Source organism: Williamsia sp. Y853 (assembly GCF_056786495.1).
The window spans coordinates 1,000,476-1,017,234 of sequence record NZ_JBXCJC010000001.1 but is presented as its reverse complement, the minus strand read 5'-3'; the positions used below and the strand labels follow the sequence as shown (position 1 = coordinate 1,017,234).

Below are 16,759 nucleotides of genomic sequence, written 5' to 3'. Positions count from 1 at the left end.
CCCTGGTCTATGCCTGTGAAGCTTTCGAATCCACCGCCAACGAGGAGACCAACACCATGCCTGCCATCGATTCCCAATCCGACGGCGTTCCCGTCTGGTTCGACCTGTCCAGCTCAGAGCCTGTCGCCGCCGCGAAGTTCTACGGAGAACTGTTCGGCTGGGACTGCACCGAACCCGCCGAGCAGTTCGGCGGATACGCGAACTTCACCTACCAGGACAAACTCATCGCCGGAATCGGTCCGAAGATGGCACCCGACACACCGGACTTCTGGGGGATGTACTTCCAGACCTCCGACATCAACGCCTCGGCGAAAAAGGTGACCGAAGCAGGTGGGAGCATTCTCGTCGAGCCGATGGAGATCCCCGAACTCGGGACGATGGCCATCGCCACCGACCGCGGCAGCAACCCGGAGGCGACGCCCGGACTCAATCCCCATGGCGCGGTATTCGGTTTCTGGGAACCGCAATCCCACAAAGGTTTCCAGCTCTCCATGGAAGTCGGCGCCCCCTGCTACTTCGAACTCCAGACAACCGACTTTCCAGCGGCCGTCGAGTTCTACCACGATGTCCTCGGCAATTCCGTGGTCACGGTCAGTGACACCGACGAGTTCCGCTACAGCCAACTGGCATTCTCGGACCAGGGACCGGGCGAGGGACACGCGGGGATCATGGACGCGTCGAAGTATCTGCCGCCGGAGGTGCCATCACACTGGTCGATCTACATCGGTGTCGAGAATGCGGACGCAACCGCGGCCAAGGCCGCTGAACTCGGCGGCACCGTGGTCCAGGCCCCCGATGACACTCCCTACGGACGTCTTGCCGCCATCGGCGATCCCTGGGGCGCAATGATCAAACTGCATCAAGTCCTCGAATCCTGATCGCACCCGTCGGACTTTCTTCATCCACCACGACATGACGGGTAAGGGATCACGCTCTGGCCTTGACTTCATGTCCACTTGAAGTCGGAGGATCGGCATCGACACCTTGCCAACAAACAATAAGGGGAATCCCAGTGTCAGTACTTGGCAGCAAAACCACGGCCCTCGACAATAAAACCACTGGCCCTGTGTCGGACCACGTCGCTACCGTTGCGGACATGACCTCCACCGCCATAGCAACCGACTACGCCATCGAAGCCATCGACCTGGTCAAAGAGTTCGATGGGGTCCGCGCTGTCGACGAGGTGAGCTTCACCGTTCCCCCCGGCTCGGTCATGGGCCTGCTCGGCCCCAACGGCGCAGGCAAGACCACCATCGTGCGCATGATGACCACTCTGAGCAAGCCGACGTCGGGCACCGCGAGAATCGCGGGCTTTGACGTGATCGAGAATCCCGACCTGGTGCGTAGCCGGATGGGTCTCACCGGCCAGGCGGCCACCGTCGACGAGTTACTGACCGGCCGCGAGAACCTGTGGATGATCGGCAGCCTCTACGGTCTGCCCCGTAAACAGGTCCGGCGTTCGGGCGATGAGTTGCTCGAACAGTTCTCGCTGAGTGACGCCGCAGATCGAGTGGTCAAGACCTACTCCGGCGGCATGCGCAGGCGCCTCGACCTCGCGGTCAGCCTATTGGCGTCACCGCCGGTCCTGTTCCTCGACGAACCGACCACCGGCCTCGATCCGAGAAGTCGCCAAGAACTCTGGGACGTTCTGCTGTCGCTGGTGAAGCAGGGCACCACCCTCCTGCTCACCACGCAATACCTCGAAGAGGCCGACCAACTCGCCGACGACATCGTTGTCATCGACAAGGGCAAGATCATCGCGGCAGGCACACCGTTGCAGCTCAAGGAGCAGGCGGGCAAGGCCAGTCTGGTGCTGACCGTGTCGAGATCCGGCGACCTGCCCGAGGCGACACGCCTTCTCCGCGAGAACAGCGGAGAAGTATTCGTGGACGAATCCGCCAGGCAACTGACAGCCGCCGCCAACGGGATCGCCGACCTGACCAAGATCGCCGGAATCTTCGAACGCAGCGAAATCGAGGTCGACGACATCGGACTGACCCGCCCCAGTCTCGATGACGTGTTCCTCTCACTCACCGGGCATCGCGCAGAAGATGCCGACACCGAGGAGACCAACTGATGACCACCACCGCCGCAGGCACCGCCGGCAAGCAGGCCACCCGCGATTTCACAGTAGGACGCCCCGACCTTCTGCGGGAATCATTGGTCATGGTGCGACGCAACCTCATTCACACCAAACGCCAGCCCGAGATGCTGTCGGATGTGACGGTGCAACCGATCATGTTCGTATTGCTGTTCGCATACGTCTTCGGGGCATCGATCAATCCCGGTTCAGGTTTCGACTACAAGGAGTGGTTGCTGCCCGGGATCATGGGCCAGACGATCGCATTCTCCGCTTTCATTGTGGCACTTGGTCTCACGAACGATCTGGACAAGGGCATCATCGACCGGTTCCGGTCGTTACCGATGTCACGATCATCGGTGCTTGTCGGCCGATCGGTGGCCGCGCTGATCCACTCATCGATCGGCATCGTGGTCATGGCCATCACCGGACTGCTGATCGGGTGGAGTATCAACGAGGGATTCCTCAAGGCAGTCTTGGCATTTGCGCTGGTGTTGCTGTTCGGTTTCTCGATGATCTGGTTCGGGATCCTCATCGGCTCGATCATGCGGTCACCCGAAGCGGTCAACGGCGTCATGTTCACATTGCTGTTCCCGATCACGTTCCTGTCCAACGCATTCGTGCCGACCGCCCCGATGCCGTCATGGTTGCGGACCATCGCCGAGTGGAACCCCATCTCGGCACTGGTGCAGGCGATGCGTGAACTGTGGGGCAATGGTCCGACTGCTCCGCCCGGGGCACCCTGGCCACTGCAGAATCCTGAACTGGCAACGGTCCTGTGGTCGGTGGCATTGACCCTGATCTTCGCGCCATTCGCCTTGTTTGCGTACCACAAGCGCACCACCGACTGACCAACCAAACCGTCGAATCAAACCGGAGCGTGCCCTGATCGCCGTTGACCGTGCCAATAATGCGGCTACGCAGGTGATTTCGGCCCGCTCGACGGAGAGTTACGCGGTACGTGCGAGGGCTTCGATGGGATCGCTGTAGATCGCATCGAGTGAGACCGCACCGGCGGCCTGCTGCTGAACTGTTGCCCCGGAACGTGAGACGCGAACGTCGCGTCGCGGGGCGACGGAGGTTTCGCGGACGGCCTGGGCGACCATCGGAAGCGTCGAAGGCGCATCGGTAAATGCCTGGCCGCCGAGGACAACGTGGTCGGGATTGAAGATGTCACCGATCAGTCCAACTGCACGACCCAAGACCGTTGCACGCTCGGCCAGGATCGCCCGGGCGAGTTCGTGTCCCTCGGCCGCCAACTGGTGCACCTCGTCGACGTTGGCGATCGCAAGCCCGGCAGCGATGGCGGCATCGACGATGCCGGTGTCGCTGACCGTCGACTCGAGCTGCCCGGTTCCCGTGGGATCGAGCAGTTCGGTCTTCCCGACCGGGAAGTGCCCGATCTCCGGCGGTCCGCCTGCCGGTGTGTAGACGCTGCCGCCGACGGTGAACGCGATACCCACCGATTCACGGGCGTAGAAGTACACAAAGCTGCCGCCCTCTTCAGCCGGGTCCACCAGCAGTTCGGCCTGGGGGTTGAGCAGCAGTTCAGCGGCGGCCATGGCTTCCACATGTGAGGCCACCGAGATCGGCAGACCGATGACCGATGCGAGCACCTCGCCGACTGGGGCGGATTCCCACGCGAGTCGTGGGTGGGTGTTGCGGCCGGCCTTGTCGACCCGACCGGCAAGCGCAACGCCTGCCCACAGCATTTTCTTGTTCGGCCAGCGAGACAAGAAACGTTTGGCGCTCAGACCAATCGACGTCAGAGTCTGTTCCGGTGTGTCCGCGACCGGCGTCGGGATCTGAATGGCACCGACAACTCGGTGAAAGAGGTCGTGGGTGGTGATCGAGGTGACCTTGAGGCCGATGTGGATGCCCACGGTCAAGAAATCGGCGGTGTTGAGCTCGAAAGGCAACCGTGGGCGCCCGATGGCGCCTGCCGGGGCCAGATCGGCGCGCTCGCGCAGCAGACCGGACTTCAGCAGCGCGCTCACCTGCCGGTTCACGGTCGAGATACTCAGTCCCGAGGCACTGGATGCGGCATCCCGGAACACCGGTCCGTGAAGGCGCGCTGCCCGCAGCACAACCGCTGCCGGCTTGGTCGACAGATGCAGCTGCGGGTTCGCGATGTAAATCTTGGGTGCCTTCTTCGGGCCGGGAACACCCAGCGGACGGGCAGGGCGCCCGGGTGCGGTGACGCGGGAACCGACCAGAGGTCGCGACCCGCTCCGCTCGGACGGACGGGTGACGGTGGAGCGAGTGGTGGTGGAGCCAGAAGTGATGGGGTGATCAAGTGTTGCAGTCATCGAATGTCCTCGTCGAATGATCGCACCTGGAGAACCAATGGGTTCGCCAGGGCGGGAAGTTGTCAGATTCGAAAATGCCGCGAGCGCGGCGAGATCAGATCAGGACATTCGACAACAGAGGACGCGAGCAAACGGCAGACGACATCCCAGCGCGGTGGTCACATAGGTGACCTCCGGGATGTAGTGACCTGCGCTCGACATAGGCGCAAACATAGCAGTGAGATAACCGGGCTGCAAACGATCCACCGATGGCCACCAGGTAAAGCGAACTGTTTGCGGCGGTCGGCCGAACCCCGGCCGGAGTGGACCTCACCGGCGACAATAGCCCCGGCGCCGACCTCTACGTCGACTTGAAATCACGACGAACGAAATTGTGGAAACGAATCCCGAATACAGCCCACACTGGGTTGCGTTCCTCGTTTCCAAAAGAAAGGCACCTGTCGTGTCCCTGCATTTCCATTGGTTCCTGCCGACGTATGGCGACTCCCGGAATCTGATGGCAGGTGGTCACGGTTCGGACATGTCAGGCGATCGCCCGGCAACCCTGCGTTATCTGAACCAGCTTGCCGGCGCTGCCGAGATCAACGGTTTCGAAGCCGTCCTCACCCCGACCGGCCTGTGGTGTGAGGACGCCTGGCTGTCGACGGCGATGCTGTTGGAGACGACCGACACCCTCAAGTTCCTGGTCGCGATGCGTCCCGGGCTGACCAGCCCGACCCTGGCGGCGCAGATGGCTGCCACCTATCAGTGGCAATCCAAGGGACGGCTGCTTCTCAACGTCGTGACCGGTGGTGAATCGTCCGAACAGCGAGCCTTCGGCGACTTCCTCTCGAAAGACGCCCGCTATGAGCGTTGCGGCGAGTACCTCGACATCGTCCGGCGTCTGTGGACCGAGGACGCGCCCGTCGACTTCACCGGCAAGCACCTCCGGGTACAGGGCGCGCAGCTCGCCAGGCGCCCCGACCCGGTGCCCCCGGTCTTCTTCGGCGGATCTTCGCCTGCAGCGGGCGCTGTGGCCTCGAAGTTCGCCGACACCTACCTGACCTGGGGCGAAAAGCCCGAGGCCGTCGCAGCCAAGCTCGACTGGATCCGCGGACTCGCGGCCGCCGAAGGCCGCGAACTGACGTACGGGATCCGGTTGCACGTCATCTCCCGCGACACCTCCGAACAGGCATGGGCCGAGGCAGATCGACTCCTCGGAGCCCTCGATCCCGCAGTGGTGGCCGGCGCCCAGAAGAACCTCGCACAGTCCGAATCCGAAGGACAGAAGCGGATGCTCGAACTCCACAGTGGTGGAGCCGCTTTCGACTCGACCACCGACGCCCGCTCATTGGAGATCTACCCCAACCTGTGGACCGGGGTTGGCCTGGTCCGCGGGGGTGCCGGAACCGCACTTGTCGGATCGCATGACGAGGTTGCCGACCGGATCGAAGAATATGCCGCACTCGGCCTCGACCACTTCATTCTCTCCGGATACCCGCATGTCGAAGAGGCCTACCACTTCGGCGAAGGCGTGCGTCCGCGTCTGGTCCGGCGTGGACTGCTCGACGCCGACGACCACGCACACGAACCGGTTCGTGGCGCGTTCTTGAGCTCGTACGAGCCGGCCAGCGCCTCGTAAAGCCCGCCTCCACCACAACTTTTGGAGAACCCATGACCACCGAGAAGATTGCCGACCAGATCAAGTTCGCGTACTGGGTGCCCAACGTCAGTGGCGGCCTGGTCACCAGCGACATCGAACAACGCACCGGCTGGGACTTCGAATACAACAAGAAGCTCGCCCAGACCGCCGAGAACAACGGTTTCGAGTACGCCCTGTCGCAGGTGCGCTACATGGCCTCGTACGGTGCCGAGTTCCAGCACGAATCAACCGCTTTCAGCCTTGCACTGCTCGGTGCGACCGAGAAGCTGAAGGTGATCGCGGCGATCCATCCCGGACTGTGGCATCCCGCAGTGCTCGCCAAGTTCGGTGCCACCGCCGATCACCTGTCGAATGGCCGCTTTGCGATCAACGTGGTGTCCGGATGGTTCTCCGGTGAGTTCAAGGCGCTCGGCGAACCGTGGCTCGAGCATGACGAACGCTATCGGCGTAGTGCCGAGTTCCTCGAGGTGATCCGAAAGATCTGGACCGAGGACAACGTGGAATACGCGGGCGACTTCTACCGGATCCGCGACTTCACCCTCAAACCGAAACCGCTCAACACCCCGCAGCGCCCGAATCCCGAACTGTTCCAGGGTGGTAATTCCACCGCGGCCCGCAACAACGGTGGCCGCTACGCCGACTGGTACTTCTCCAACGGCAAGGACTTCGACGGCGTGACCGAGCAGGTCGAGGACCTGCGGGCGGTGGCACGGGCGCACAACCGCGAGGTCAAGTTCGGCCTCAACGGATTCATCATCGCCAGAGATACCGAAGCCGAAGCACACGACACTCTCCGCGAGATCATCTCGAAGGCCAATCGTCCCGCGGTTGAAGGTTTCCGCGACGCGGTACAGCAGGCAGGCGCATCCACCTCTGACCACAAGGGCATGTGGGCCAACTCCTCATTCGAGGACCTCGTGCAGTACAACGACGGTTTCAAGACCAAACTCATCGGCACCCCCGAGCAGGTCGCCGAACGTATCGTCGCCTACAAGCGTCTCGGGGTCGACCTGGTACTCGGCGGCTTCCTGCACTTCCAGGAAGAGATCGAGTACTTCGGCGCCAAGGTGCTCCCGCTGGTTCGTGAAATCGAAGCGGCAGACGAAGCAGCTGGTGTCAGCGCGTCGTGAGCAGCACCGCAATCGCAACCCGCATCGACTCTGCGGAACAAGCACTTTCAACCGCACGCACCCTGGCGGCACATTTTGCGACCGGGGCCGCCACCCGCGACCGTGACCGCAAGCTCCCCCACCGCGAGATCGACGAGCTCTCGGCCAGCGGACTGCTGGCGATCACCGTGCCCGCACAGTTCGGTGGGGCCGACCTGACGCCCGGCGTCGTGGCCGAGATCGTCCGGATCCTGGCCACGGCCGATCCGAACATCGCGCAGATCCCGCACAGCCATTTCGTGTATCTGAATCTGTTGCGGCTGGCCGGCACTCCGACCCAGCAGCGGGATATCTTCTCGGATGTCCTCGGCGGTGGCCGTATCGCCAACGCCCAGTCCGAGCGCGGCGGCAAAACGATTGCCGACATCTCGACAACGATCAAACCCGTTGCGGGAAGCCTGCAGCTCGATGGTTCGAAGTTCTACTGCACGGGCTCCCTATACGCCCATACGCTGGCGGTACTCGCACGGCTGGACGATCCGGACGGTGAATCAGGGTTGGAGCCCGGCGAATACGTGGCGTTCATACCCGCCGACATCGCCGGGGTCCGCATCGTGGACGACTGGAACGGGATCGGACAGCGCACCACGGGCAGCGGCACGATTTCCTTCGAAGCCGTCGCCGTACAACCGCAGCAGCTGGTGGCGCGAGCGAAGGCGATCGATGCCCCGGCCGGCTATGGCGCGTTTGCCCAGTTGCTCCACGTTGCGATCGACGCCGGTATCGCGCGTGGCGCTTTGCGCGCCGCAACCGATTTCGCACGGACAAAGAGCAGGCCGTGGTTCGAGGCCGGAGTTGATCGGGCGATCGACGATCCGCTGCTGATCCAGCGGTTCGGCGAACTCGCCGTCGAAGTCCGTACCGCCGAAGCAACATTGGCTGCGGCCGGGGACGCCGTGGACGAAACGTTCTCGGCGACCACGGAAAATGCGGTCGAGCGTGCGGCGGAGGCGTCGATCGCGGTCGCAACGGCCAAGATCGTCGCGGACCGAGCCGCCAACAACGTGTCGTCGGCCCTGTTCGAGGTGTCAGGGACTCGCAGTGCGGCAGCCGATCTCGGACTCGACCACTTCTGGCGCAACGCCAGGACCCACACCCTGCACGACCCGGTGCGCTGGAAGTACCAGCACATCGGAAGGGCGCTGCTCCACAACGAACCACCGCCGCTACACGGCGTCATCTGATCGTCCGAAGACCACTCATGCCCATGCACACCGCGGTGTGCATGGGCATGAGCTGTTTGCAGGTTCGCCCGAAGGTTCCGGTCTAGCTGCTCGCTGCCTGCCGGAGCATGGAGGTGGCAGCGCCGTCTGTGTTGGTGTTCAGATCCACCGTCAGGGTGTTACCGGGTCCCGAGACCAGCGAGTTGAGCACGGGGCCGACGAGGTTGCCGCAGCCGGTGAACGCCGGGATCTCGTAGGTGCCACTGAGGACGGTGTCGAGACCCTCGTTGAGGTTGGCCGTGCCGCTCAGGTTGGCCGTGGTCACCGACGTCACACAGTTCGCTTTCGGGGACAGCAGGTTCAGATTTGCCGAACCGGTGCTGATGCCCAGCGGCTGAATGCTGTCGATCTTGATCTTGAAACTCTGCTGAGCCTTCAGGCTCACGTCGAATGTCTCCAGGTCGATCGCCGCGGTGCCGGTGACCTCGGAGGGATCAACGATCGACATCGTGATCGTTGCCAGGTTCAGTGGTCCGAGTTTGAGGTCGGTGCTGGTGGTGGGGAGATTCAGCTGGCCGCTGAGCGTGCCTTTTTCGAGACTGGGGAAATCCAGGCTCAGCGTCGTGACGAGCGGGGTCGCCGGGAAGTCGACCTTCTGATTGAGCTTCTTGATGACGGTCGAGGTGTTGGCGGTGTAATCGACCTCGAGATCGATGGTGTCGGCAGCGGCCGGGCCGGCCAGTGCGACGCCGAGCGTGAGTGTGGCGGCTATCGCTGCGGCCGAAGAAACAACACGGGTCTTCATCCCCATTTTCGTGGAGCCTTTCTGATCACTATCGCTGATGCGTGGTGCATAAGAACTTACTGCAGCGTAAGTTCCTGCACCGGACTTTATTGCTTTTGCTAACCTTCGTGTGTTTCGTCCGCCTGATTACGCTTCTCAAAAGTGACCGTGACCTGCTCGAATCCCTTGGCCCGCTGGGCCTTCGCCTGCCGCGTGTAGGTCTTTCGATCGCCCCGGGTCAGATCGACGTTGTCGGTGAACGGGGTCAGCAATGCCCGGGGATACAGCCGGTGTTTGCGCACCACGTTGATCTCGGCGGATATGACAACGGCAATAGCCGCCAGATAGAAGTACGCAAGTAGACCCAACACCACCGCGAAGACGCTGTTCGTGGTGCTGGCATTCCTGACCACGCCCGTCACGTAGACCGCTCCAAAGGTCTGCAACAGCTGCCACACCACGCCCATGACAATTGCGCCCGGTAACACATCGCGATAGCTCACGCTCGCCGATGTTGTGCTCAGCCGGAAGGCAACGGCAAAGATCATCGAGTTGGTCAGCACCGCACCCAAACCCACCACGATGCTCTGCCACATGTTCAGTGGACCCGAGAGCCCGCCGAATGTCGAAAGGACCGTCGTCGCGACGAGCGCCAGCGCAATGAGTGTGAGCAACAGCAGACTTCGCGCCCGCGACAGGATCGGATTCGGCCGACTGTTTCGCGGCACCTGCCACGCCGTGTTCATCGCATTCTGGGTGGCCTGCCCGATGCCGGAGGCACCGTAGATGGCACCGATCAGACCGATGACGATGCCGGCGACACCGCCGCTCAGTTCCTGCGGTGTTCCAAGTTGATCACCGATGACCGGGAACTGACTCAGTGCCGAATCGATCACCGTTCGTTGGAGTTCGGGATTGCCCTCCAAGACGATGCCGACCGTGGTGGTGAGTACGAGCAGCAACGGAAACAACGACAGGAATGCGTAATAAGTGATCAAGACCGCGAGATAGCCACCCTGATCATCGACGAACTTATAGATGACGGCGATGCCGAAGCCCAGGACCGGATGCCGTCGTTGCAGCCTGTCGAGTCGGTCGATCATCAGAGCACCTCAAGTCATACCGACATCCCGAAAAAATTGGCGCCGTTCACAAACCGAGTGCGCTGACCGACAACGCTACCCGAGTGCCTCACTCGAGCCGGTCGAGCAGTGCCCGCGCGTCGTGGGGCGCACGCACCTTGGCGTCGTTGTCGAAATAGACATAGACGTCGCCGCCGGCCGCGCGTTCCCGAAAACGCGACGCCCACCGGTCGAGGGCATCGTCGGTGTATCCACTGGTGTATAGCTCGTGCTCACCGTGCAGCCGGGCGTAAACGAAGTCCGCGGTCACCTCGTCGATGACCGGGAACTTGCCCGCGGAATCCGCCAAGACCAGTGCGATGCTCTTCTCCCGCAAGAGTTCTGGAACCTGAGGTGTGTCGAAGCTCGGGTGCCGAACCTCCATCGCATGCTGCAACGGGCGATCGGCGTCGGTTGTTGTCCAGGCACGTCCGTCGACCTTGTCGCTGTGGCCCTGCGACATCGTCGCGGCCTCCGCGGTGGTCCGGGGCAACAGATCGGCAAACGCGGCGATCACTTCCGGGTCGAAGGGCAGATTCGGGGGCAGCTGCCAGAGCACCGGTCCGAGCTTGGGCCCCAGCGCCAGCACGCCCGAGGCCAAGAACGTCGCAAGTGGTTGATCGACATCGACAAGGCGCTTCATATGCGTGATGAACCGCGGCCCCTTCACCGCGAACACGAAGTCGTCGGGAACCTGCTGGGCCCATTTCTGATAGCTCGTAGGGCGTTGCAACGAGTAGAAGGAACCATTGATCTCAACCGAATTCAAGGTGCGGGAGAGGTACTCGAGCTCGCGACGCTGCGCCAGACCAGGTGGGTAGAACTCACCTCGCCAGGGCGGATACACCCACCCGGAAGTCCCGACTCGAATCACCCCTCAACCACTACACCAGAGGACGCACCCGGCACACTTGTATCCATGACCGATATCGACGACCACCTGTTGCGCCGAGCCGTGGCGGTGGCCCGACTCTCCCGCGAATCCGGAAATCACCCTTTCGGCGCGTTGCTGGCCACCAGCACGGGAGAAATTGTCTTCGAAGCACAGAACACCGTGGAAACCGGCAGGGACGCGACCGGACATGCGGAGACCAATCTCGCCCGGATGGCGTCGGGCCGGTTCACACCCGCCGAACTCGCCACGATGACCATGTACACCTCGGCCGAGCCCTGTGCGATGTGCTCGGGCGCGGTCTACTGGGCCGGTATCGGAACCGTCGTATATGCGCTGTCTGAGGCCGACCTGGCCACCATCACCGGGGCCGATGAGCTCAATCCGACCATGGCGTTGCCCTGTCGCGAGGTCTTCGCGGCCGGCCAGCGGCCCACCGCGGTGCATGGTCCGGTCCCGATGCCCGAGGCCGCCGAGGTACATGAAGGTTTCTGGAACAACTGACCGATCCTGCCTTTTTGGGCTGGTCGGTGTCCGACTGCTCCCGTAATCTGTGCCACATGACTGTTGAGACGTCAGCGGACTCCGACTTCCTGGAAGTCACCGAACCGTTCCGCCGTGAATTGCTGGCGCATTGCTATCGGATGATGGGCTCGCACCACGACGCCGAGGACCTGCTCCAGGAGACCTTGATCCGGGCCTGGCGTGGGTACTCCAACTTCGACGGCCGCGCCTCGGTCCGCACGTGGCTCTACAAGATCGCCACCAACACCTGCCTGACCGCACTGGGTTCCAAGCAGCGTCGACCATTGCCTTCCGGCCTCGGTGGCGATTCGTACGATCCAGAGGCTCCGCTGCTGCAAGACAACGAGGTCCCCTGGCTCGAGCCGTTTGCCGACTCCGATGAGACTCTCTCCGAGACCGCGGACCCGGCCACCATCGTCGGAGCCCGCGAATCGATTCGACTCGCTTTCATCGCTGCGCTCCAACACCTGCCCGAACGTCAGCGGGCCGTGCTGATCCTGCGTGATGTGCTGCAGTGGCGGGCGGCAGAGGTCGCCGAAACCCTCGACTTGACCACCGCAACGGTCAACAGCCTGCTGCAACGGGCGCGGGCCCAGCTCAAAGAGGTGTCACCCGAACGCGATTCCGTCACCGAACCCGACGACCGGGCGCAGCGAGAAATGCTGCAAAAGTGGGTCGAGGCCTTCGAGACCTACAACATCGACGCCATCGTGGCGCTCTTCACCGACAAGGCAATCTGGGAGATGCCGCCGTTCACCGGCTGGTACCAGGGCCCGGCTGTCATCGGCCGTCTCATCGAACACAATTGTCCGGCAGAGAAGGCCGACGACATGGTGTTGCTTCCCACCACCGCCAATGGTCAGCCTGCTTTCGGGCTGTACATGCGCGATCCAGAGGATGGCGTACACCGCCCTTTTCAGCTGCAGGTTCTCGACATCATCCGAGGCGGTGTCGCGCATGTCGTGGTGTTCTTCTCCGAAACGATGGTCGAAGATTTTGCCCGATTCGGGTTGCCGGCCACCGCATCGCCGACAACCCGGGCGGCTGCTACTCAGCCCTCGATCGCCGATTGATCCATCCAGGAGACCTCCCAGACGTGTCCGTCTAGATCGAGGAAGCTGCGGCCGTACATGAAGCCGTGATCCTGCGGGTCCATCCAGGCCGATCCACCGGTTGCCAGTGCCTTGTCGACCAAGGTGTCCACGGCTTCGCGCGATTCGGCCGACACGGCGATGAGGACCTCCCGGTCCTTGCTCGTGTCGGTGATCCCACCCGTGATGAAGTCCTCGAACCGGGCCGGGGTCAGGAACATCACGAATGCGAGGTCGTTGACGATCAGGGACAGCGTGTTCTCGTCGCTGAACGTCTCGTTGAACTCGAATCCCAGACCGGCGAAAAACGTTCGGGTCGCGGGGATGTCGGTGGCCGTGGTGTTCAGGAACATCATGCGGGACATGGCGGGTACTCCGTATCTGGGTGTTCTGGTCGATAATTCAGTAGTGCAGACTCTTACCCATCCGAAAAGTAATCGCGGGCACCGCTTTGCGGCGACTATTCAGACTTTCGCCTGATGCGTCGCCGATCGTGGCCGTAGAACATCGAGGGATGAGCCGCGCCGATGCACCACCCAGCAACGGCTGGGACAGCCTGCCCGCGCGTCCGGCATGGGTGCCCGGTGCAGTGCGCGAAACCCTCGAGGCCGACCCTCATCCGCTGATGGGTCGACGCACCAGCCGCGACATCACGATCGACGTGGTCATGGTGTTGCTCGCCGCGGGGATCGGCAGTCTCACGATTGGTGGTCGTCTCGAGAATTGGGGTCCGCTCCTCGTTGCCGACATCGTTGTCGGCCTACTCGGCTGCATCGCCTTGGTGTGGCGCCGTCGGTGGCCCGTCGCGATCGCACTGATCCTCACCGTCGCATCCGGGTTTGCCTCGTTCATCACCGGACCTGCGTTCCTGGCGCTGTTCTCGCTCGCTGTGCACCGACCGCTGCGCTATTCCCTGTCCGTCGGCGCACTCGGGATCGGCGCGGCGATGTCGAACTACTTCCTATACCCCGATGCCGAGCAGGACTCCTGGCCCGTGGTCCTGGCGTTCTCGGTGCTGCTCACCGTCGCGGCGCTCGGCTGGGGGACGATGGTGCGCAATCGTCGTCAGCTGCTCATCTCGCTGGCCGAACTCGCACGCAATATCGAGTCCGAGCAACGCGAGCGGATCGCGCACGCCAGGGCCGCCGAACGCGAACGACTGGCGAGGGAGATGCACGACGTACTCGCGCATCGGATGAGTCTGCTCTCGGTCCACGCGGGTGCGCTGGAGTTCCGACCAGACGCCACACCGGAGGAGATCAGCCGCGCCGCCGGTGTCATCCGCGCCGGAGTCCATCAGATGCTGGTCGATCTGCGGGACGTGATCGGCATGCTCCGCGAGGAGACCGACGACGATCTCGCCGCGCCGACCAGGGCTCTGGCCACTATCGGAGAGCTCTTCGACGAGGCAGAACTGGCCGGAAGTCAGGTGAAGGCGACAATCGACATCGCGGATGTGGACAAGGTGCCCGGCGTGGTCAGTCGCGCGGCCTACCGCATCGTCCAGGAAGGTCTGACGAATGCCCGCAAGCATGCTGGAGCTGTGCCGGTGACCGTCCGGATCGGCGGGTCACCCGGGTTAGGGCTGACGGTCACCATCTCGCAGCCGCTGAATGCGGACCTGCCGCAGCCATCGATCCCCGGAACCGGTTCGGGGCTGGTCGGCTTGAACGAACGCGTGACGCTGGCCGGGGGGACGCTCGACCACGGCATCATCGACCGGAACTTCGTGCTGACCGCACGGCTGCCGTGGGAGAAAGAATGCCCGAGGTGAGCGACGGGTTGGATACGGACATCCGGCTCTTGTTGATCGACGACGAGTGGCTGATTCGTGCCGGATTGCGAACGATGCTGACCGGTCAGCCAGACATCACCATCGTCGGTGAGGCCGCAACCGGAGCCGGCGTGGCCGAACTCGTCCGCGAGACCGACGCGACCGTGGTCCTGATGGACATCCGGATGCCGAAGCTCAACGGGCTGGATGCGACCGCAGTGTTGCGTGCCCTGCCCCACCCTCCGCACGTCATCATGCTGACCACCTTCAGCACCGACGATCTGGTGCTGCGGTCGCTGCGGGCGGGCGCCAGTGGATTCCTGTTGAAGGACACGCCACCACCCGATCTGATCGCGGCACTGCGCAAAGTGGCCGCAGGCGAGCCGATTCTCTCACCCGCCATCACCCGCAAACTGATCCAGCGCTACACCCAGCACGACGCTCGGAACAGCCGGGGCACACAACAATTCGAACAGTTGACGGCCGGAGAACAACGGGTGGCGGTCGCTGTGGCCCGCGGTATGTCCAACGCCGAGATCGCAGCCGGCCTCCATGTTTCCGTCGCCACCGTCAAGACACACATCTCCCACATTCTCGAGAAACTCGGACTCAACAATCGAGTTCAGATCGCTCTTCTCGTGCACGATGCACTGCCCGACCAGGTGCTGTAGTGCCGAAAAGCAGCGGAATGATCCGGTGACCATGCAGGTTGAACCCCACACAAGTCGTCCATCAACGCAAGGGGTCAGCAGTGAGAATCGGGATCATCGGAGCAGGTTTCATCGGCGGAACGCTGACGCGTCGCCTGACGCAGTTGGGTCACGACGTGCGCGTCGCCAATTCGCGGGATCCGCAGACCCTTGCCGAACTGGCCACCGAAACCGGCGCTGAAGCAGTATGGGCGAAGGACGCCGCCCGGGATGCAGATCTGGTGATCGTGAGTATTCCCCAAAAGAACGCACCTGACCTTGCACCGGGAATCGTGTCAAATCGCAAGCCCGGGGCACCGGTGATCGAGACCAACAACTACTACCCGCAGCAACGCGACGGGAAGATCGCTGCCATCGAAGACGGAACCCCTGAAAGCGTGTGGGTCTCAGAGGTTCTGAACGAGCCCGTCATCAAGGTCTTCAACGGCATCTACTGGAAGCATCTGCTGCAGAAGGGAACCCCGCCCGGAACCGCCGGCCGGATCGCATTACCCATCGCCGGTGATGACGCCGAGGGCAAGAAGATCGTGTCGGTCCTCATCGACGAACTCGGCTTCGATCCTGTCGACGCCGGATCCTTGGCGCAGTCGTGGCGCCAACAGCCCGGAACCCCGGTGTACGGCAAAGATTTCGACGCCGAAGCCACCAAAGACGCACTCGCGCAGGCAACCCCGGAACGCACTGCCGACTGGCGCGCCTGATCCCACAAAAGCACACCGTTCGGTCAAAGGCACACGTTCGAACGTGTGCTTTTGACTGAACTGTGTGCTTTTGTCGACTCGCGGTCCTAGGTGAGCACCGGCTCGACGCTCTCGACGAGCACCGACACCAAGTCCTCGAGTGAATCCGCCCCCAGCGCGCCGACCATCTCGTCGGACCGCATGCTGATTACCGATTCGACGAGCCGGAACGGCAAGTGCCTGCGGGGATCGGTCTGGTTACCAAGCACCTCGCCGGCCAGCTGTGCGTAGATCCGCGCCAAGTCGCTTCGGGCACTACGAAACTCGGCGAACCGCTCGGTCCGCAACTCTGGCAACAGATACAGCGCACCGAGGTTCCAGCGAGAGCGGGCAAGTTGTCCGGCATCGAAGCGCGCCAACTGCTGCAGCCGATCCAGCGCTGATCCGTCGGCATCGAGTAACGCGGTCGCCTGCTCGAGCGGCGCGATCACGGTGTCCTGCAGGAGCGCCTCGAGGATGTCGTCTTTGGTCTTGAAGTGGTGGTAGAGCGAGGCCTGCCGGATTCCGACGGCCTCCGCGATCATCCGGGTGGACGTACCCGAGTACCCGCGCGTCGTGAAGAACTCAGCTGCAGCGTCGAGGATCTCGTCGCGCGCGGTTGCCCCACGGCGGCGCTGTTCCACCAACCTCGGGCGCCCCGGCCCTGCCGCAATCTGACTCACAAGCACTTACCCTACTGTCGCCCGAACTCTTTCGGGCGGAACGAATCACCAGCGTAAGCCCCCCACCTGCGGCGCAGTGTGGTTTGCGAAACCTAAT

The 16,759-nt window shown here is 62.9% G+C and carries 17 protein-coding genes; 11 read left to right on the top strand and 6 right to left on the bottom strand.

The window, feature by feature from the left end:
- Positions 1-56 precede the first annotated feature (56 nt).
- The 3 genes from AC1TPF_RS04985 (at position 57) to AC1TPF_RS04975 (ending at position 2,931) form a co-directional block, all read left to right on the top strand.
- Positions 57-878, top strand: coding sequence for a VOC family protein (locus AC1TPF_RS04985; RefSeq protein WP_482142913.1), 822 nt, complete (start codon positions 57-59; stop codon positions 876-878).
- Between the two features lie 218 nt (positions 879-1,096).
- Positions 1,097-2,077 carry an ATP-binding cassette domain-containing protein gene (locus tag AC1TPF_RS04980; protein ID WP_482136222.1) on the top strand — a complete coding sequence of 327 codons (981 nt, stop codon included), beginning with the start codon at positions 1,097-1,099 and terminating at the stop codon, positions 2,075-2,077.
- On the top strand, positions 2,077-2,931 hold the full coding sequence (locus AC1TPF_RS04975) for an ABC transporter permease (protein WP_482136223.1): 855 nt from the start codon (positions 2,077-2,079) through the stop codon (positions 2,929-2,931). The genes AC1TPF_RS04980 and AC1TPF_RS04975 overlap by 1 nt, the downstream gene beginning before the upstream one ends.
- A 99-nt stretch (positions 2,932-3,030) precedes the next feature.
- Here AC1TPF_RS04975 and AC1TPF_RS04970 read toward each other — a convergent pair whose 3' ends face one another.
- Entirely contained in the window at positions 3,031-4,389 is a 1,359-nt protein-coding gene (locus AC1TPF_RS04970; RefSeq protein ID WP_482136224.1) for an ROK family protein, read from the bottom strand.
- Between the two features lie 442 nt (positions 4,390-4,831).
- Between AC1TPF_RS04970 and AC1TPF_RS04965 the strand changes: the two genes are divergently transcribed.
- The 3 genes from AC1TPF_RS04965 to AC1TPF_RS04955 are packed head-to-tail and all read left to right on the top strand — an operon-like array spanning position 4,832 to position 8,384.
- Entirely contained in the window at positions 4,832-6,010 is a 1,179-nt protein-coding gene (locus AC1TPF_RS04965; protein ID WP_482136225.1) for an LLM class flavin-dependent oxidoreductase, read from the top strand.
- Between the two features lie 32 nt (positions 6,011-6,042).
- Positions 6,043-7,161: a dimethylsulfone monooxygenase SfnG gene (sfnG, locus tag AC1TPF_RS04960; RefSeq protein ID WP_482142911.1), complete on the top strand. Its 1,119-nt coding sequence runs from the start codon at positions 6,043-6,045 to the stop codon at positions 7,159-7,161.
- Positions 7,158-8,384, top strand: a complete 1,227-nt coding sequence (locus tag AC1TPF_RS04955; protein ID WP_482136227.1) for an SfnB family sulfur acquisition oxidoreductase — start codon at positions 7,158-7,160, stop codon at positions 8,382-8,384. Before sfnG ends, AC1TPF_RS04955 begins: the two co-directional genes overlap by 4 nt.
- A gap of 82 nt (positions 8,385-8,466) precedes the next feature.
- Here AC1TPF_RS04955 and AC1TPF_RS04950 read toward each other — a convergent pair whose 3' ends face one another.
- The 3 genes from AC1TPF_RS04950 to AC1TPF_RS04940 form a co-directional block, all read right to left on the bottom strand.
- Entirely contained in the window at positions 8,467-9,168 is a 702-nt protein-coding gene (locus AC1TPF_RS04950) for a hypothetical protein (protein WP_482142909.1), read from the bottom strand.
- A 98-nt stretch (positions 9,169-9,266) separates the two neighbouring features.
- A complete protein-coding gene (locus AC1TPF_RS04945; protein WP_482136229.1) occupies positions 9,267-10,250 on the bottom strand; it encodes a YihY/virulence factor BrkB family protein in 984 nt (327 codons plus the stop codon).
- An 88-nt stretch (positions 10,251-10,338) separates the two neighbouring features.
- Positions 10,339-11,142: a DUF72 domain-containing protein gene (locus tag AC1TPF_RS04940; RefSeq protein ID WP_482142907.1), complete on the bottom strand. Its 804-nt coding sequence runs from the start codon at positions 11,140-11,142 to the stop codon at positions 10,339-10,341.
- A 45-nt stretch (positions 11,143-11,187) separates the two neighbouring features.
- Between AC1TPF_RS04940 and AC1TPF_RS04935 the strand changes: the two genes are divergently transcribed.
- Positions 11,188-11,664, top strand: coding sequence for a nucleoside deaminase (locus AC1TPF_RS04935; RefSeq protein ID WP_482142905.1), 477 nt, complete (start codon positions 11,188-11,190; stop codon positions 11,662-11,664).
- A 56-nt stretch (positions 11,665-11,720) separates the two neighbouring features.
- Positions 11,721-12,758, top strand: coding sequence for a sigma-70 family RNA polymerase sigma factor (locus AC1TPF_RS04930; protein ID WP_482136232.1), 1,038 nt, complete (start codon positions 11,721-11,723; stop codon positions 12,756-12,758).
- On the opposite strand, the gene AC1TPF_RS04925 is transcribed toward AC1TPF_RS04930, so the two are convergent.
- Positions 12,737-13,141, bottom strand: a complete 405-nt coding sequence (locus AC1TPF_RS04925; RefSeq protein ID WP_482136233.1) for a VOC family protein — start codon at positions 13,139-13,141, stop codon at positions 12,737-12,739. The genes AC1TPF_RS04930 and AC1TPF_RS04925 overlap by 22 nt on opposite strands.
- A gap of 149 nt (positions 13,142-13,290) precedes the next feature.
- Here AC1TPF_RS04925 and AC1TPF_RS04920 point away from each other — a divergent pair, with 149 nt between their 5' ends.
- From AC1TPF_RS04920 to AC1TPF_RS04910, 3 genes are all read left to right on the top strand, one after another.
- Positions 13,291-14,550: a sensor histidine kinase gene (locus AC1TPF_RS04920; protein WP_482142903.1), complete on the top strand. Its 1,260-nt coding sequence runs from the start codon at positions 13,291-13,293 to the stop codon at positions 14,548-14,550.
- A complete protein-coding gene (locus AC1TPF_RS04915; protein ID WP_482136235.1) occupies positions 14,547-15,221 on the top strand; it encodes a response regulator in 675 nt (224 codons plus the stop codon). The genes AC1TPF_RS04920 and AC1TPF_RS04915 overlap by 4 nt, the downstream gene beginning before the upstream one ends.
- Before the next feature lie 80 nt (positions 15,222-15,301).
- Positions 15,302-15,961: an NADPH-dependent F420 reductase gene (locus AC1TPF_RS04910; protein ID WP_482136236.1), complete on the top strand. Its 660-nt coding sequence runs from the start codon at positions 15,302-15,304 to the stop codon at positions 15,959-15,961.
- Positions 15,962-16,047: 86 nt separating this feature from the next.
- On the opposite strand, the gene AC1TPF_RS04905 is transcribed toward AC1TPF_RS04910, so the two are convergent.
- Complete coding sequence (locus AC1TPF_RS04905) at positions 16,048-16,662, bottom strand: TetR/AcrR family transcriptional regulator (RefSeq protein WP_482136237.1); 615 nt, start codon at positions 16,660-16,662, stop codon at positions 16,048-16,050.
- Positions 16,663-16,759: the final 97 nt, after the last annotated feature.

Excerpts from the sequence above, each read along its gene's own strand:
- AC1TPF_RS04925 (WP_482136233.1), bottom strand. The coding sequence starts at position 13,141 with ATGTCCCGCATGATGTTCCTGAACACCACGGCCACCGACATCCCCGCG.
- AC1TPF_RS04970 (WP_482136224.1), bottom strand. The coding sequence starts at position 4,389 with ATGACTGCAACACTTGATCACCCCATCACTTCTGGCTCCACCACCACT.
- AC1TPF_RS04980 (WP_482136222.1), top strand. The coding sequence starts at position 1,097 with ATGACCTCCACCGCCATAGCAACCGACTACGCCATCGAAGCCATCGAC.
- AC1TPF_RS04950 (WP_482142909.1), bottom strand. The coding sequence starts at position 9,168 with ATGAAGACCCGTGTTGTTTCTTCGGCCGCAGCGATAGCCGCCACACTC.
- AC1TPF_RS04930 (WP_482136232.1), top strand. The coding sequence starts at position 11,721 with ATGACTGTTGAGACGTCAGCGGACTCCGACTTCCTGGAAGTCACCGAA.
- AC1TPF_RS04975 (WP_482136223.1), top strand. The coding sequence starts at position 2,077 with ATGACCACCACCGCCGCAGGCACCGCCGGCAAGCAGGCCACCCGCGAT.
- AC1TPF_RS04935 (WP_482142905.1), top strand. The coding sequence starts at position 11,188 with ATGACCGATATCGACGACCACCTGTTGCGCCGAGCCGTGGCGGTGGCC.
- AC1TPF_RS04985 (WP_482142913.1), top strand. The coding sequence starts at position 57 with ATGCCTGCCATCGATTCCCAATCCGACGGCGTTCCCGTCTGGTTCGAC.
- AC1TPF_RS04945 (WP_482136229.1), bottom strand. The coding sequence starts at position 10,250 with ATGATCGACCGACTCGACAGGCTGCAACGACGGCATCCGGTCCTGGGC.
- AC1TPF_RS04920 (WP_482142903.1), top strand. The coding sequence starts at position 13,291 with ATGAGCCGCGCCGATGCACCACCCAGCAACGGCTGGGACAGCCTGCCC.
- sfnG (WP_482142911.1), top strand. The coding sequence starts at position 6,043 with ATGACCACCGAGAAGATTGCCGACCAGATCAAGTTCGCGTACTGGGTG.